Raw genomic sequence first — 15,486 nt, forward strand, 5'->3', positions numbered from 1 at the left:
CCGGCAGCGGCCCGGATCATGCCGCCATGCCTATCGCATCCCGCCTGCTGCTGATCCTGTTCCTCGCCGTCGCCGGCATCCCGACCGCCTGGTCACAGAACGCCGCGAACCCGGCGCAGATCCCGCAAACCGCCCTGGCCAGCCCCGACCAGCTCAGCGCGCAGCTCGACGACATCAAGCAGGCCATCACCGACAAGGGCAAGCTCACCGACAACATGCTGGCCGATGCGCGCACCCAGGCGCAGGCCGTGCAGCAGCAGGCGGACCAGCTCACCGCCAGCCTGCTGCCGCTGGCCGAGGCACTGAAGGCCAAGCTGGACGTGCTCGGGCCCGCACCGGAGAAGGGCGCGCCGGCCGAGGCGCCCGAGGTGGCCAGCCAGCGCAAGCAGCTGAGCAAGGACAAGAGCGACCTGGACGGCCAGATCAAGCAGGCGCGCACGCTCAGCCTGGAAAGCCAGCAGCTGATCGCCCAGATCGCCGGGCTGCGCCGCGACCTGTTCCAGGCGCAGGTCAGCCAGCGCACCGATACGCCGCTGAGCGTGTCGTTCTGGAAACGGCTGGCGCAGAGCTCCCCCGACGACCGCGCCAACCTGGCCCAGCTCGGCAGCCGCGTCTGGGCGGCGCTGGCGCAGGCCTGGCAGGCCAACCGCCTGCCGTTCGTGCTGTGCGTGCTGGGCGCGGTGGCGCTGCTGGCCGTGGGACGCCGGCTGATCGAGCAGCAGATCCTGGAACTGGTCAGCAAGCGCCTGCCCTCCGGCCACCTGCGCCGCAGCGCGATGGCCCTGCTGATCGCCCTGGGCACCACGCTCACCTACGGCCTGGCCGCCTGGCTGATCTACCTGGGAGTGAACTGGGGCGGCGTGTTCGACCCGGAACTGGATGCGCTGGTGTGGCCGCTGGTCCGGCTGATGTTCTTCACCGCCATGATGGCGGGCCTGGGACGCGCGCTGCTCAGCGTGCGGCACCCGTCCTGGCGTCTGCCGCCGATTTCCGACGACCTCGCCCGGCGCCTGTGGCTGTTTCCCACCCTGCTGGCCTACAGCACATTGCTGCTCGGCCTGATCGAGCGCGTCACCAACGACATCAGCGCCAGCCTCGCCTTGGCGATGGCCGCCAACGCCCTGACCTCTACCCTGATCGGCGGCCTGGTCGCCGCCGCGCTGGTGCGCATGGGGCGGGCGCGCCGTGCGCTGGTCGCCCACGGCGACACGCCGGCCAAGCGGCCGCTGTGGGTCGGCCTGCTGGTGGCCTGCGCCTTCCTTGGCAGCCTGCTCACCCTGCTCGGCGTGCTCACCGGCTATATCGCGCTGGCCTTCTTCGTGGCCCGGCAGATGGTGCGCGGCGGCTTCATGATCGCCGCGCTGTACCTGCTGATGCACCTGATCAACGACCTGTGCGAGACGCTGCTGTCGCCCACCACGCGCACCGGCGCGCGCATACAGGAAACCTTCGGCATCCCGCCCGCGCGGCTGGAACAGGGCGCCACCGTGCTGTCCGGCGTGGGCCGCGCCTTCCTGTTCCTGCTGGCCCTGCCGCTGGTGCTGGCGCCCTACGGCGCCGGTGCCGGCGACCTGATGGAACGCGGCAGCCGCCTGTTCTCCAGCCGCTCGCTGGGCACGCTGACCATCCAGCCCGCCGCCATCTTCAAGGCCCTGGTGGTGCTGGCGGTCGGCTTCGCGGTGGTGCGCCTGCTCAAGCGCTGGCTGAGCCAGCAGCTGCTGCCAAAGACCTCGCTGGACCTGGGCATGCAGGCCTCCATCGTCACCCTGCTTGGCTATGTGGGCAGCATCCTGGTGGCGGTGCTGGTGCTGAGCACGCTGCGGGTGGACGTGCAGAGCATCGCCTGGATCGCCAGCGCATTGTCGGTGGGCATCGGCTTCGGCCTGCAGGCCATCGTGCAGAACTTCATCTCCGGCCTGATCCTGCTGGCCGAGCGGCCGGTGAAGGTGGGCGACTGGGTGAGCATCAGCGGCGTGGAGGGCGACATCCGCCGCATCAACGTGCGCGCCACCGAGATCCAGCTCAGCGACCGCTCCACCATGATCGTGCCCAACTCGCAGCTGATTACCCAGAACGTGCGCAACGTCACCCTGGCCAACGCCCTGGGCCGCGTGCTGATCAACCTGCCGATGCCGCTCAGCTCCGACGCGAGCAAGGTGCGGCAGATCGTCCTGGACATCCTGCGCAACCACCCGGTCACGCTGGAGAAGCCCGCGCCCACCGTGCAGCTGGACAGCATCGACTCCGGCTCGATGACCTTCGTATGCACCGCCTACGTGGGCAACCCGCGCGATGGCGGCAACGTGAAGAGCGACCTGTTGTTCGAGATCATCGATCGCCTGCGCCAGGCCAACCTGCCGCTGACCACGCCGCAGGACATGGTGGTGCGGACCATGCAGCCGCATGCGGATGGCGGTGGCGGGGCGCCTTCGACGACAGTGTTCCCGGGGGGAAAGGCCTGATCGGCAATGAGGGCTGGCGCTCGCTCGCCATGCTTTTTCACTCGTCATCCCGGCCTGCGCCGGGATGACGAGCGAAGAGCAATCACGCTCCTTGCCCGGATGGCAAACAAGGATCAATGGCATCATCCCCCCCCATGCCTGCCGACCTTTTCGCCCCCACCCGCAAAGCCACTCCCGCCTCCCGCATTCGTGCCGGTATCGGCGGCTGGACCTTCGCGCCGTGGCGCAACAACTTCTATCCCGCGGGGCTGGTGCAGCGGCGCGAACTGGAGTTCGCCAGCCGGCAGCTGCGGGCGATCGAGATCAACGGCACGTTCTACGGCGCGCAGAAGCCGGCGACGTACGCGAAGTGGGCGGCGGAAACGCCGGAGGGCTTCGTGTTCTCGCTGAAGGCGCCACGCTACGTCACCGAAGGCAAGCGGCTGGCCGATACCGCGCGCGGCATCGATGGCTTCGTGTTCGGCGGGCTGGCGGAATTCGGCGACCGGCTGGGGCCGGTGCTGTGGCAATTGCCGCCGTCGCGGCCGTTCGATGCGGATGACCTGGCGGCGTTCCTCGACCTGCTGCCGCGCGAACTGGACGGCCAACCGCTGCGCCATGTGCTGGAGGTGCGCCATCCCAGCTTCCTCGATGAAGCGTACGTCGCGCTGGCCCGCCGCCACCGCATCCCCACCGTGTTCACCGATTCGCCACAGTACCCATCGCTGGCGGACCTTACCGGCGATTTCGCCTATGCGCGGCTGATGCGCAGCCAGTCGCACCTCGATACCGGCTACCCCGCCGACGAACTCGATGCCTGGGCGACGCGCGCGCGCCAGTGGGCGGAAGGCGGGGACCCGGCCGAACTGCCGCATGTGACGCCGGAACGGCCGACGGAAGGGCCGCGCGAGGTGTTCGTCTATTTCATCAGCAGCGCCAAGGAGCGCAACCCGGCCGCGGCGATGACGCTGCAACAGCGGGTGGACGCTGGCGGCTGAGCCGCCGGATGCCGGAAGGCGACGGAAGCTCTACACTCGCGCCATCCGCCCAGGCAACCGTTCATGCGCGCCTTCAAACCCCTATTGCTGATGGCCGTGCTGGCCATCGCCGCCCTGCTGTGGGGCCGCCATGCGCCAACGCCACCCGTCACCAGCGCGGACACGACGCACGCCACGGCGGCCGGGCTGCCGCCGTTCCTGCCGCCCGAGGCGTCCGATACGCTTTCGCGCATCGCACGCGGCGGCCCATTCGAGCATCGGCAGGACGGCGTGGTGTTCCAGAACCGCGAACACCGCCTGCCGGCGATGCCGGAGGGCTACTACCACGAGTACACCGTGGATACGCCGGGGCTGGACTACCGCGGCGCGCGGCGCATCATCACCGGCGGCACGCCGCCCCGCGAGTACTACTACACCGACGACCACTACCGCACGTTCCGCCCGTTCCAGGTATCCCGATGAATGCGCAGTTCGATCTCGACTTCGGCGACCCGTCGCACGGCGGCATCTTCTTCGTCACCTCCGAGGATCTCGATCCGCTGGCCGAGGCCGCCGGCATGGAGGGCCTGCGCGTATGCCGCGCCAGCCTGGCCGGCTACGCCAGCCGCGACACGCTGTACGACCAGTTGACCGTCGCCCTGCGCCTGCCCGCCGATTTCGGCCGCAACTGGGACGCGCTGGCCGACAGCGTGCGCGACCTGTCGTGGCTGAAGGCCACCGGCGTGATCCTGCTGCTGGACCGGGCCGAGGACATGCGCGAGGCCAGCGAGGAAGATTTCGACACCCTGCTCGACATCCTGGAGGAAGCGGTGGACTACTGGCAGGACGAGGGCATGCCCTTCTTCGTATTCTTCGCGCTGCCCGAAAGCGCCTTCGACGAAACCTGATGCCCATGCGCGAACTGGATTTCGAACTGGACCGCGACCACGTGGAACTCAACCAGTTGCTGAAGCTGGTGGGCCTGTGCGACAGCGGGGGCGCCGGCAAGGCCATCGTTGCCAGCGGCGCGGTGTCGGTGGACGGCGAGCCGGAGCTGCGCAAGACGTGCAAGATCCATGCGGGCCAGGTGGTGCGGATCGAGGATGTGGTGATCCGCGTGCACGCCGCGCCCTAAGAGCCTGTTCAAAATCTTCGTCCGGCCACAAGCACCCCACCCCAACCCTCCCCTGCGCGCAGGGGAGGGGGCGAGAGAACGCACGTTTTTGGCTCCTCCCCCTGCACGCAGGGGGAGGTTGGGAGGGGGTAGCTTGGATAACACCGAGATGTTGAACAGGCTCTAAAGAGCCGGGGCCAGCATCGAGGTAACCGGACGAGCCCCGTAAGCGAACTAACGGGCAAGGAATCCCGCCGCCGGGGTTCCGTCCTCGTCCGCTTCGGGAGTGCCGCCATGCGCCTTCGCCGCCTTACCTGGTTTCCCCTGCTCGCCGGCCTGCTGCTCAGCCTGGGCGCCTGTGGCCTGGCCTCCGCCGGCGGCGGCAGCGCCGCCCTGCCCGATCCGGCCGTCGATGCCGCGCCCCGGCAAGGCGAGCAGGTGGCTGTGCTGGCCGGCGGCTGCTTCTGGGGCCTGCAGGCAGTGTTCGAGCACGTCAAGGGCGTGCGGCGCGTGTGGGCCGGCTATGCCGGCGGCGATGCCGCCACGGCCAATTACGAGCGTGTCAGCGACGGCGATACCGGCCATGCCGAGTCGGTGAAGATTCTCTACGACCCCGCCAAGGTCAGCTATGGCCAGCTACTGAAGGTGTACTTCTCGGTGGCCACCGACCCCACCCTGCTCAACCGGCAGGGGCCGGACGTGGGTACGCAGTACCGCTCGGCGATTTTCTATGCCGACGAGGAACAGCAGCGGATCGCCACCGCCTATATCGCCCAGCTCACCGCGGCGCATGTCTATGGCGACCCGATCGTGACCCAGGTGGTGCCGCTGAAAGGCTTCTACATGGCCGAGGCCTACCACCAGGACTACGCCGAGCGGCATCCGGACGATGCCTACATCGTGTTCAACGACGCGCCGAAGGTGGTTCACCTGAAGCAGCAGTTCCCGGCGCTGTACCAGTCACCCCGCGAGGTGGTGTCGGTGCAGTTGCATTAGCCGCCGGCCGGCTTCACGCCTCGGGCGGCACCAGCCGCAAGTGCGAGCCGCTGCCCTGCCGGCGCCCGGCGGCGAGCAGTTGCACGATCACCTCCGGCTCGACCGGCCTGGAATAGAGGTAGCCCTGCCCTTCCGGGCAGCCGGCGCGCAGCAGGAAGCGGTGCTGCTCTTCCGTCTCGATGCCCTCGGCGATGGGACTGATGCCCAGCTTGCGGCACAAGGTGAGCATGGCCTCGACGATGGCGCCATCGCTGTCGTTGTCCGGCAAGCCGGCGACGAAGCTCTGGTCGATCTTCAGGTAGGCGATGGCGCGCAGCTTGAGGTAGCTCATCGACGAATAGCCGGTGCCGAAGTCGTCGATCGCCACGCCCACGCCCAGCGCGTTGAGCGCGCGCAGGGTGCGCTCCATCTCCTCGCCGAGGCGCAGGATCGCACCCTCGGTGATCTCCAGCATCAGGCGTTCCGGCGCCAGCCGCCGCGATTCCAGCAGGGCGCGGATGTCGTCCACGAAATTGGCCTGGCCGAACCAGTGCGCGGAAACGTTCACCGCCATGCGCAGCGGCGGCACGCCAGCCCGGTCCCACTGGCTCATCTGCGTGCAGGCGGCCTGCAGCACCCACTGGTCGATGCGGCGGATCAGGCCCAGCTTCTCCGCCATGGGAATGAACTCGCCGGGCGCGATGCGCCCGCGCTGCGGATGCTGCCAGCGCAGCAGCGCCTCCACCGCCACGATGCGCCCGCTGCGCATCTCCACGCTGGGCTGGAACACCAGGTGGAACTCGTTCTCCGTCAGCGCCCGGCGCAGCTCGGAGGCCAGCGCGATGCGCCGGCGCGCGTCCGCCTGCATGCGCGGCGAGTAGAAGCGCAACGCGTTGCGCTCCTCGGTCTTGGCCGCGTACATGGCCGCGTCGGCGTTGGTGATCAGGGTGGGCACGTCGGTGCCGTCCAGCGGATAGCTGGCGATGCCGATGCTCGCACTGAGCGCCAGCTCGTAGTCGCCCACCACCACCGGCGCCGCCAGTGCGGCCAGCAGCCGACCGGCCAGCGCGCTGGCCTGCTCGCGCGAATACAGCTCGCCCAGCAGCACGGTGAACTCGTCGCCGCCGATGCGCCCTGCCAGCCCGTGGTCGCCCAGTTCATAGACGATGCGCTCGGCCACCTTGACCAGCAGTTGGTCGCCGATGGCGTGCGTGTAGCTGTCGTTCACCACCTTGAACGCATCCAGGTCGATGAACAGTATCGCCATCATGCCGCGCGCCCGCTCGGCCGCCGCCAGCGCCTGCACGCAGCGCCGCTCGAACTCGGCGCGGTTGGCCAGGCCGGTGAGCGGGTCGTGTGCCGCCATGTATTGCAGGCGCTGCTCGTTGGCCTTGGCGGTGCTGATGTTGTTGATGACGGCCACGTAGTGCTGGATCCGCCCGTTCTGGTCGCGGATGGCGCTGACGCTCAGCCATTCGGGAAAGGCGGTGCCGTCCAGGCGGCGGCTGCGCACCTCGCCGACCCAGTTGCCCTCGCGCTCGATGGTGTCCCAGATCGCATCGGGCAGCGGATCGCCGTCGGGCAGGCAGCGCAGGTCGTCGAAGCGCACGCCCTGCAGGGACGGCGCGGTATAGCCGGTCATGCGGATATGCGCCGCGTTCACCCGCGTCACGCGGCGTTCGGCGTCGGCGATGATGACGCCCTCGGCGATGCTGGCCAGCGCCTCGGCGGCGATGCGCCGCTGCTGCTCCAGGTTCACTCGCTCGGTGATGTCGCGCAGGATCGACTGGCGTACGCTCTGCGCGCCCCAGTAGGCCAGGCTGCTGCGCATCTCCACCGGACGCCGCTGGCCGCCGGGCCCGCGCAGCTCGCCGGTGACCGCGCCGTCCGCGCGATGCTGCAGCGGCACGAACAATTCGGACAGCTCCGCGCCGACCAGCGCGTCCACGCTGCGCCCGGTCCATTGCAGCGCGGTGCGGTTGGCGCCGAGGATGCGCCCGGTGGCGTCGTCCACCATCACGATGGCGTCGGCGGCGCTGTCGTACAGCAGGCTGTAGCGCTCCTCGGTGCCGCGGATGCTCAGGAGGATGCGGCGCGCCATGCGCAGCCACAGCAGCGAGGCCAGGCACGCGGTGAAGAACACGCCGAGGAACAGCACGCGGCCCAGCCACATGGCGCCCTGCGCCACTTCCAGCGAGAAGCGCTTGGTCAGCGGTTCCAGCTCGTCGTTGAGCGCGTCGATGCGCTGCCGCTGCCAATGGGTCCAGCCGGGGTCCGGCTGTCCTTGCGCGTAGGCCTGCCGCAATTCCCTGGCGACCACGCCCAGCCGAGCCAGCGGCTGGTCCGCCGCGCGCCATGCAGCCACCGCCTCGCGCATGTGCGAGACGCCGGTGCAGCAGCGCAGCATGAAGATCATGCCGGGCTTGGCGGGGGGCAGGATCCTGCCACGCTGGAACGCCAGCTCCACCGCGGCCGGATCGTAGCGGCCGGCGGCGATGGCGTCGCGCGCCCAGCCGTCGGACATCAGCAGGCCGTAGTTCTCGTCGAACGCGGCGAGGCGTTCGGCGCGGCCGGTGGCCGCATAGTCGGAAAGGTCGATCACCGCCTGCTTCTGCGCCTTGCTCCAGACACTCTCGCCGTTGAGGAACCCGGCGAGAGTGACCTGGACCTGGAGCGCGCCCCAGGTCAACAACAGGATCAGGCCGATGACGGCCACCAGCCCGTAGGCCAGTGGCCTCAAGCGTCGGGACAGCGGTCTGCCAGAGGTGCTACGGATGGAATCCATGGCGTCCCTTTTACCTGACCACTTCGCAAAGCTGCATCGCATCCCATCACACGGCTGGCGGCAGGGCCCGGCTCAGGCGGCCTGCTCCTCGACCTCTTCGACTGGCGGCTGTGCCAGACAACGCTCCAGCCCGTAGTGGAGGCTGACATAGCTGCGCTCGATGCATTCGCGCAGGTGTTCCACCTCTTCCGGGGCCGGCTGGTTGCCCATCAGGGTACAGACAATCTCCAGGGCTTCCCACGGATGGGTATCGTCATAGGCCGCATGAAGCTGTAGCCAGCGCAGCGTCGCCTTGCGGCCACCGGCGGGAAGACTATCGGCATAAGCCACGCTGTCATAGACCTTTTGCGACCATTCCCCGGTAACGCCCTCGATGGCGTAGTTGGTGGCGGCCATGCCGGCGGCCAACGTATCGCGCCCGCACACCTCGTGGCACCACTCGGCCGCGGTCTGGGTGCCGAGCGGGGGCCGTCCCTCCAGCACCTCGGCACGCGCCACGCCGGCGCCCTCGGCCCAGTCCAGCCAGTATTCGGCGTGGTTCTGCTCCACCCGGATATTGCGCACCAGCCAGCGGCGCGCGAGGTTGTCGCCGGCGCTGCGGCCGTAGCGGGTCTTCATCAGGCTCTGCGCCATGAAAGAGGGAAAGCGCTCGATCAGCGACCAGGTGCCCACCATGAAGTGGCGCATGGTGGCCAGGTCGATGTTCCCTTCCACCATCAGGTCCCACATCACGTGGTCTCGCACGCTCCGACGGGCGGGTTCGCAGGCCTCGATCACTTCCCGGGCCCAGCGCGGGTAGCTGGAAAGCTCGGCCAGCGGGCCGGTACGTTCGAAATGGGTGTTCATGCAGTTCTCCAGTCATCAGCGGGAAAGCCGCCGGCCCCCGCCGGCGGCCCGGCGCGGTGCGCCGGAACTGCATAGTGGTCAAGGCTGCAAGCGCTTGCGAACCTCCTGCTCGGGGAAAACCCTCGCGAATCACCTAACCATTTGAATAAAAAGAATAACCAGAAATGAGCCGGTATCCGCCAAGGCGCACGGCGCCACCATGGCCGCCAAGACCATGGCGCCACAAAACCGTCATCCGTCAAATTGACGGCGCTAGAGCAAGGCCGACAGCACCAGCACGATGCCCACCAGCGACACCGTCCACACCAGGGTACGCAGGTAGGGAATGCCGATGGCGTACAGCGGCAGGTAGACCAGGCGCGCCCAGAAATAAAGCTGCACGCCCCAGGCACTGTTCGCATTGCCGCGCTGGGCCAATACCACGGCCAGCACGGCGGCGGCGAAGAAGACAAAGGTCTCCAGGTAATTCCGGCTGGCCCGCTCGGCGCGCGCCGCGCTGCCCGACAGCGGGGGCGGCTCGCCTTCGCGGTTGCCCACGTTCCATGCCAGCCCGCGCTGCCGCGTGCCCAGCGTGGCCGCGAACAGCACATACACCAGCCCCAGCACCACCGACCACCCCAGCATCTTCAGCTCGACCGGCATAGCGTGCCTCCTCACGTGGGAAGTGGCGCCATCATGCGCCCTCGCCCATGCCGGCACCAGCGCGCCGCGAGCCCTTGCGGGAGCGCACCCTGTGCGCGACGAGCGCCTCGCAGTCGCACACAGGGTGCGCTCCCACAAGGGAATGGATAGGCCTACAACATCGGCAGCTTCAGCCCCTGCTCCCTCGCGCAGGCGATGGCGAGGTCGTAGCCTGCGTCCGCGTGGCGCATCACGCCAGTGCCGGGGTCGTTCCACAGCACGCGGGCGATGCGCTGATCGGCCGCCTCGCTGCCGTCGCACACGATCACCACGCCCGCGTGCTGCGAATAGCCCATGCCGACGCCGCCGCCGTGGTGCAGCGACACCCACGTCGCGCCGCCGGCCACGTTGAGCATGGCATTCAGCAGCGGCCAGTCGCTGACCGCGTCGGAACCGTCGCGCATCGCCTCGGTCTCGCGGTTGGGGCTGGCGACCGAACCGGAATCCAGGTGGTCGCGGCCGATCACCACCGGCGCCTTCAGCTCGCCCTTGCGCACCATCTCGTTGAAGGCGAGGCCGAGCTTGTGCCGCTGGCCCAGGCCAACCCAGCAGATGCGCGCCGGCAATCCCTGGAAGCGGATGCGTTCCCGCGCCATGTCCAGCCAGCGGTGCAGGTGCGGATCGTCGGGGATCAGCTCCTTCACCTTCGCGTCGGTCTTGTAGATGTCCTCCGGATCGCCGGACAGCGCGACCCAACGGAACGGTCCCACGCCACGGCAGAACAGCGGGCGCACGAACGCGGGCACGAAGCCGGGGAACGCGAACGCGTCCGCGCAGCCTTCATCCTTCGCCATCTGGCGGATATTGTTGCCGTAGTCGAAGGTGGGCACGCCCTGCGCGTGGAACGCGAGCATCGCCTCCACGTGCTTTTTCATCGACTGCCTGGCCGCCTTGGCGGTACCGGCCGGATCGCTCTTGCGGCGCTCGAACCACTGGTCCACCGTCCAGCCTTCCGGCAGGTAGCCGTTGACCGGATCGTGCGCGCTGGTCTGGTCGGTGACCGCGTCCGGGCGCACGCCGCGGCGCACGAGTTCCGGCAGCACGTCGGCGGCGTTGCCGAGCAGCGCGACCGACTTCGCCTCGCCGGCGGCGGTGTACTTCGCGATGCGCGCCAGCGCGTCGTCCAGGCCGGCGGCCTGCTCGTCCACGTAGCGCGTCTTCAGGCGGAAATCGATGCGGCTCTGCTGGCATTCGATGATGAGCGAGCAGGCGTCGGCCAGCGATGCGGCCAGCGGTTGCGCGCCGCCCATGCCGCCGAGGCCGGCGGTGAAGATCCACCGGCCCTTGAGGCTGCCGCCGTAATGCTGGCGCCCCATCTCCACGAACGTCTCGTAGGTGCCCTGCACGATGCCCTGCGAACCGATGTAGATCCACGACCCGGCCGTCATCTGGCCGTACATCATCAGGTCCTTGCGATCCAGTTCGTTGAAGTGCTCCCAGTTTGCCCAGGCCGGCACCAGGTTGGAGTTGGCCAGCAGCACGCGCGGTGCATCCGGATGGGTGCGGAACACGCCGACCGGCTTGCCGGACTGGACCAGCAGGGTTTCGTCGTCGCCCAGCTCGCGCAGGCTGCGCAGGATCGCGTCGAAGCACTCCCAGTTGCGCGCGGCGCGGCCGATGCCGCCGTACACGACCAGCTCGGCCGGGTTCTCCGCCACCTCGGGATCGAGGTTGTTCTGCAGCATCCGGAACGGCGCCTCGGTCAGCCAGCTCTTGCAGCTCAGCTCGCCGCCGCGCGGCGCGCGGATGGTGCGGGTGGTATCGATGCGGGTCGGTGCGTTCATGGCAAAGCATCCCAGCCGGAGGGGAAAGCCCGATTGTGGCGAGCCGGCCCCGCGCCCGCAAACCGCAGCGCGTCAAAACGCGGCGCGGCCACCGTCGCGACGAACATCGATGTCCGAAAACGGCGAGTCAGGACCGGGCGGCGGTGCTAGCCTGCGGCCATGGTTGCCGCATCCCTTTCCCCCTTGCCCGACGAACGCATCTGCGAGCAGGCGCGACTGAGCCGCGACGCGCGCTTCGACGGCCTGTTCTTCACCGCCGTCACCAGCACGCGCATCTACTGCCGCCCGGTCTGCCCCGCGCCGCCGCCGAAGCCGCAGCACGTGCGTTACTACGCCAGCGCCGCGGCGGCCGAGGCGGCGGGCTTTCGTCCCTGCCTGCGCTGCCGCCCCGAACTGTCGCCGGGCAACGACGCCTGGCGGCGCGGTGACCATGTGATCGCGCGCACGCTCAAGCTGATGGATGGCGACGAACTGTCGGTCGAGGCGATGGCCGAGCGGGTCGGCCTCGGCGCGCGGCAGTTGCGCCGGCTGTTCGTGGAACGGCTGGGCGCGCCGCCGATCAGCGTGCACACCACGCGGCGCCTGCTGTTCGCCAAGCAATTGCTGACCGAGACCGCGCTGCCGGTGACGGAAGTGGCGCATGCCTCCGGCTTCCGCAGCCTGCGGCGTTTCAACGCCGCCTTCGCGCAGGCGAACCGGATGTCGCCGCGCGAACTGCGCCGCCATCCCGCCAAGACCGACGGCGATGCGATCACGCTGCGGCTCGGCTACCGGCCGCCGTACGATTTCGCCGCGATGCTCACGTTCCTGCGCACCCGCGCCCTGCCGGGCGTGGAAACGGTGGACGAGACCAGCTATGCGCGCGTGTTCGGCCACGCCGAGGCACCGGGCTGGCTGCGGCTGGACGCCTGGCCGGGCGGCGAGCACGCACTGCGGCTGCGACTGCATTGCCCGCAGCCGGCACAGATGCTGCCGGTGGTGACGACATTGCGGCGCATGTTCGACCTGGACGCGAACCCGCAATCGATCGGCGAGGCGCTGCAGGCGAGCAAGCTGCTCAAGCCGCTGTGGCGCAAGCGCCCCGGCCTGCGCCTGCCCGGCGGCTGGGACGGCTTCGAGATCGCGGTGCGCGCGATCCTCGGGCAACAGGTCAGCGTGGCCGCCGCGCGCACGCTGGCCACGCGCATCGTGCAGCGCTACGGCACATCGGTGGCCAACGCGCCACTGCCCGGGCTGGAGCGGCTGTTCCCCGCCCCGGAGGCGCTGGCCGATGCCGACCTGGGCACGCTTGGCCTCACCTCCGCGCGCGCCGCTACCGTACGCGGCGTGGCGCGCGCGTTGCTGGACGGCCGCATCGATTTCCGCCACGAACAGCCGCTGGAGACATTCATCGAGCGCTGGGTGGCGCTACCGGGCATCGGCGAATGGACCGCGCACTACATGGCGATGCGCGCGCTGAGCCATCCCGACGCATTTCCCGCCGCGGACTTGATCCTGCGCCGCGCGGCGGCGGGCGGCGGGCCCGCGCTGGGCGCCCGCGCGCTGACCGAGCTGGCGGACGCGTGGCGTCCCTGGCGCGCCTATGCGGTGATGCACCTGTGGCGCGGCGCCAGCGATGCCGCCGCAACGACGACGAAGGTGGTGTGATGCAAGCGATCTGGTACGACGACATGCTCAGCCCGGTCGGCATGCTACGGCTGGTGGCCGGCGAAGCCGGCCTGCGCGAGATCGGGTTCGAACGGGGACGCCACCGGGCATCGCCGCAACTTTCATGGCAACGCGGCGCCATCGCGCCGCTGGCCCTTGCGCGGCAACAGCTGGAGGAATACTTCGCCGGCATGCGCCGGCAGTTCGACCTGCCGCTGCAACCGCTGGGCACGCCATTCCAGCGCGAAGTGTGGCGGGAGCTGACGCGCATTCCCTATGGCGCCACCATCAGCTACGGCGAACTCGCGCGCCGCATCGGACAGCCACAGGCGGTGCGCGCGGTCGGCGCCGCGAACGGACGCAATCCCCTGCCGATCGTGGTGCCGTGCCACCGGGTGATCGGCGCCGACGGCAGCCTCACCGGTTTCGGCGGCGGCCTGCCGGCCAAGCGCCACCTGCTGTCGCTGGAGGATCGCATCGCCCATGGCGACCTGTTCGGCACCGCCGCGCACGCAGGCTGAGCATCAGCCGGGAAGGATCGCGCTAGCGTCCGGTATCCAGCGGCGGCGTCACCGCGTTCTGGTACTGCGCCATCGAGGCACGCTGGCGCGGCGGATAGTGCCCGCCGTTGGTCTTGGTGCCGGCATGCACGCCCTTGGCCGGCGCCGCGGCAGCCTTGCCGTGGCCAGCCTTCGGCGGCGGCGCGGATGACTTCGCCGTCGCGGCCACGGCTGGCGCATCCTGCTGCGCATGCGCCACGCTCATCCATGCGAGCGGGACGAGTGCTATCAGCAGAACCATGCAAGCCAGAGGTCGTGTAATAGTCATACGGCTAGGTAAGAATGCGTCGTTTGCATCCATCGTACGGAACCACGCATGAAATTACCGTTTCACCTGTTGCTGTGCACGCTAGCCGCATTCGGTGCGGGTTGCGCCACTCAGCCGGCACCGGCTCCGGCACCGGTCCAAGCCCAGGCCGCCCTCTCCAAGGCCGCGCCCACGCCACTGCTATTGATCTCCATCGACGGCTACCGCAGCGACTATCTGGAACGCGGATTCACCCCGACACTGGCACAACTGGCGAAGGATGGCGTGCGCGCCACCGGCATGCAGCCATCGTTTCCGTCGCTGACTTTTCCCAACCACTACACCATCGTTACCGGCCTGCGCCCGGACCACCACGGCATCGTCAACAACACCATGACCGATCCTGCGCTCGGCAAGTTCTCGCTGGGCAACCGCGCCGCGGTCGGCAACGGCCAATGGTGGAACGAAGGCACGCCGCTGTGGGAGACGGCGGACCAGCACGGCCTGCGCACCGCCACCATGTTCTGGCCCGGCTCCGAGGCGGACATCCACGGCAAGCATCCCGACTACTGGAAGCCGTACGACGGCAGCGTCACGCCCGAGCAGCGCGTGGACCAGGTCCTTGCGTGGCTGGACCTGCCCGCCGGCGAACGCCCGGGCTTCCTCACCCTGTATTTCGACGAAGTGGACCATGCCGGCCACGCCTACGGTCCGGATACGCCGCAGGTCGACCAGGCGCTGCGCGACACCGACGCGGCGCTCGCGCGCCTGGTCGACGGCCTGCGCCAGCGCGGCCTGCTCGACCGCATCAACCTGGTCATACTGGCCGACCACGGCATGGCCACGGTGCCCGCCGACCACAGTATCCTGCTGGACAAGCTGGCGCCGCTGCACGAGGTGGACGTGGTGAGCCTGGGCGTGCTGGCCGGCATCAATCCGAAGCCCGGCCACGAGTTCGCCCGCATCGAGGCGCACCTGGAACGTCCGCAGCAGCATATGACCTGCTGGGACAAGTCGCGCGTGCCGGCGCGCCTGGCCTACGGCAGCAACCCGCGCGTGCCGCAGCTGCTGTGCCTGGCCGACGTGGGCTGGCGCATCACCACCTCGGACTACGTGGCCAAACACAAGGGCAAGCTCAGCCTGGGCGAGCACGGCTACGACAACGAGGCGCCGCAGATGCAGGCCCTGTTCGTGGCGCACGGCCCGGCGTTCCGCCAGGGCGCCACGGTGCCTTCGTTCCCGAACGTGGACGTCTATCCGCTGATGGCCCACCTGCTCGGCCTGCCCGCCGCCGCGAACGACGGCGACTACCAGGCGGTGCAGGACATGCTCAGGCCCGAGGCGAGGTAGCTGGTGTGGTGGCGCAGGGATGCTCCTCCCTTGCGACCGCCTTGCGCTTCATGACTCGTCATCCCGGCGCCCCCCCACA

The 15,486-nt window shown here is 69.2% G+C and carries 14 protein-coding genes; 9 read left to right on the forward strand and 5 right to left on the reverse strand.

The window, feature by feature from the left end; all coding sequences use genetic code 11:
• The first annotated feature begins 26 nt into the window (after positions 1-26).
• From MJ605_RS14720 to msrA, 6 genes are all read left to right on the forward strand, one after another.
• The gene (locus MJ605_RS14720) at positions 27-2,462 is read left to right on the forward strand and encodes a DUF3772 domain-containing protein (protein WP_243042300.1); all 2,436 of its coding nucleotides are present in this window, start codon (positions 27-29) and stop codon (positions 2,460-2,462) included.
• Positions 2,463-2,596: 134 nt separating this feature from the next.
• Positions 2,597-3,439 carry a DUF72 domain-containing protein gene (locus MJ605_RS14725; protein WP_243042301.1) on the forward strand — a complete coding sequence of 281 codons (843 nt, stop codon included), beginning with the start codon at positions 2,597-2,599 and terminating at the stop codon, positions 3,437-3,439.
• Positions 3,440-3,502: 63 nt separating this feature from the next.
• Positions 3,503-3,901: a guanyl-specific ribonuclease gene (locus MJ605_RS14730; protein WP_243042302.1), complete on the forward strand. Its 399-nt coding sequence runs from the start codon at positions 3,503-3,505 to the stop codon at positions 3,899-3,901.
• A complete protein-coding gene (locus tag MJ605_RS14735; protein WP_243042303.1) occupies positions 3,898-4,326 on the forward strand; it encodes a barstar family protein in 429 nt (142 codons plus the stop codon). The genes MJ605_RS14730 and MJ605_RS14735 overlap by 4 nt, the downstream gene beginning before the upstream one ends.
• A 5-nt stretch (positions 4,327-4,331) precedes the next feature.
• Positions 4,332-4,553 (forward strand): RNA-binding S4 domain-containing protein, encoded by a 222-nt coding sequence (locus MJ605_RS14740; RefSeq protein WP_243042445.1) that lies wholly within the window; start codon positions 4,332-4,334, stop codon positions 4,551-4,553.
• A 273-nt stretch (positions 4,554-4,826) separates the two neighbouring features.
• Positions 4,827-5,528, forward strand: coding sequence for a peptide-methionine (S)-S-oxide reductase MsrA (gene msrA, locus MJ605_RS14745; protein ID WP_243042304.1), 702 nt, complete (start codon positions 4,827-4,829; stop codon positions 5,526-5,528).
• A 13-nt stretch (positions 5,529-5,541) separates the two neighbouring features.
• On the opposite strand, the gene MJ605_RS14750 is transcribed toward msrA, so the two are convergent.
• From MJ605_RS14750 to hutU, 4 genes are all read right to left on the reverse strand, one after another.
• Positions 5,542-8,247, reverse strand: a complete 2,706-nt coding sequence (locus MJ605_RS14750) for a putative bifunctional diguanylate cyclase/phosphodiesterase (RefSeq protein WP_345779539.1) — start codon at positions 8,245-8,247, stop codon at positions 5,542-5,544.
• A 117-nt stretch (positions 8,248-8,364) separates the two neighbouring features.
• Positions 8,365-9,138: an iron-containing redox enzyme family protein gene (locus MJ605_RS14755; protein ID WP_243042306.1), complete on the reverse strand. Its 774-nt coding sequence runs from the start codon at positions 9,136-9,138 to the stop codon at positions 8,365-8,367.
• A 252-nt stretch (positions 9,139-9,390) separates the two neighbouring features.
• A complete protein-coding gene (locus MJ605_RS14760) occupies positions 9,391-9,780 on the reverse strand; it encodes an MAPEG family protein (RefSeq protein WP_243042307.1) in 390 nt (129 codons plus the stop codon).
• 152 nt (positions 9,781-9,932) lie between these two features.
• Positions 9,933-11,603 (reverse strand): urocanate hydratase, encoded by a 1,671-nt coding sequence (hutU, locus tag MJ605_RS14765; protein ID WP_243042308.1) that lies wholly within the window; start codon positions 11,601-11,603, stop codon positions 9,933-9,935.
• Between the two features lie 159 nt (positions 11,604-11,762).
• Between hutU and MJ605_RS14770 the strand changes: the two genes are divergently transcribed.
• Together MJ605_RS14770 and MJ605_RS14775 are read left to right on the forward strand one after the other, a co-directional pair.
• Positions 11,763-13,250 (forward strand): DNA-3-methyladenine glycosylase 2 family protein, encoded by a 1,488-nt coding sequence (locus tag MJ605_RS14770; RefSeq protein WP_243042309.1) that lies wholly within the window; start codon positions 11,763-11,765, stop codon positions 13,248-13,250.
• Positions 13,250-13,771 (forward strand): methylated-DNA--[protein]-cysteine S-methyltransferase, encoded by a 522-nt coding sequence (locus MJ605_RS14775; RefSeq protein WP_243042310.1) that lies wholly within the window; start codon positions 13,250-13,252, stop codon positions 13,769-13,771. The genes MJ605_RS14770 and MJ605_RS14775 overlap by 1 nt, the downstream gene beginning before the upstream one ends.
• A 22-nt stretch (positions 13,772-13,793) precedes the next feature.
• Here the strand turns inward: MJ605_RS14775 and MJ605_RS14780 are convergent, their stop codons facing one another.
• A complete protein-coding gene (locus MJ605_RS14780) occupies positions 13,794-14,051 on the reverse strand; it encodes a hypothetical protein (protein WP_243042311.1) in 258 nt (85 codons plus the stop codon).
• 75 nt (positions 14,052-14,126) lie between these two features.
• Here MJ605_RS14780 and MJ605_RS14785 point away from each other — a divergent pair, with 75 nt between their 5' ends.
• Positions 14,127-15,407: an alkaline phosphatase family protein gene (locus MJ605_RS14785; RefSeq protein ID WP_243042312.1), complete on the forward strand. Its 1,281-nt coding sequence runs from the start codon at positions 14,127-14,129 to the stop codon at positions 15,405-15,407.
• Positions 15,408-15,486: the final 79 nt, after the last annotated feature.

Origin of the sequence: Dyella sedimenti (assembly GCF_022760995.1) — a bacterium.
Taxonomy (GTDB): Bacteria; Pseudomonadota; Gammaproteobacteria; order Xanthomonadales; family Rhodanobacteraceae; genus Dyella; species Dyella sedimenti.

Coding starts and splice junctions, on each gene's coding strand:
- MJ605_RS14755 (WP_243042306.1), bottom strand. CDS start 9,138: ATGAACACCCATTTCGAACGTACCGGCCCGCTGGCCGAGCTTTCCAGC.
- MJ605_RS14785 (WP_243042312.1), top strand. CDS start 14,127: ATGAAATTACCGTTTCACCTGTTGCTGTGCACGCTAGCCGCATTCGGT.
- MJ605_RS14760 (WP_243042307.1), bottom strand. CDS start 9,780: ATGCCGGTCGAGCTGAAGATGCTGGGGTGGTCGGTGGTGCTGGGGCTG.
- MJ605_RS14725 (WP_243042301.1), top strand. CDS start 2,597: ATGCCTGCCGACCTTTTCGCCCCCACCCGCAAAGCCACTCCCGCCTCC.
- MJ605_RS14735 (WP_243042303.1), top strand. CDS start 3,898: ATGAATGCGCAGTTCGATCTCGACTTCGGCGACCCGTCGCACGGCGGC.
- MJ605_RS14770 (WP_243042309.1), top strand. CDS start 11,763: ATGGTTGCCGCATCCCTTTCCCCCTTGCCCGACGAACGCATCTGCGAG.
- MJ605_RS14740 (WP_243042445.1), top strand. CDS start 4,332: ATGCGCGAACTGGATTTCGAACTGGACCGCGACCACGTGGAACTCAAC.
- hutU (WP_243042308.1), bottom strand. CDS start 11,603: ATGAACGCACCGACCCGCATCGATACCACCCGCACCATCCGCGCGCCG.
- MJ605_RS14775 (WP_243042310.1), top strand. CDS start 13,250: ATGCAAGCGATCTGGTACGACGACATGCTCAGCCCGGTCGGCATGCTA.
- msrA (WP_243042304.1), top strand. CDS start 4,827: ATGCGCCTTCGCCGCCTTACCTGGTTTCCCCTGCTCGCCGGCCTGCTG.
- MJ605_RS14780 (WP_243042311.1), bottom strand. CDS start 14,051: ATGGTTCTGCTGATAGCACTCGTCCCGCTCGCATGGATGAGCGTGGCG.
- MJ605_RS14720 (WP_243042300.1), top strand. CDS start 27: ATGCCTATCGCATCCCGCCTGCTGCTGATCCTGTTCCTCGCCGTCGCC.
- MJ605_RS14730 (WP_243042302.1), top strand. CDS start 3,503: ATGCGCGCCTTCAAACCCCTATTGCTGATGGCCGTGCTGGCCATCGCC.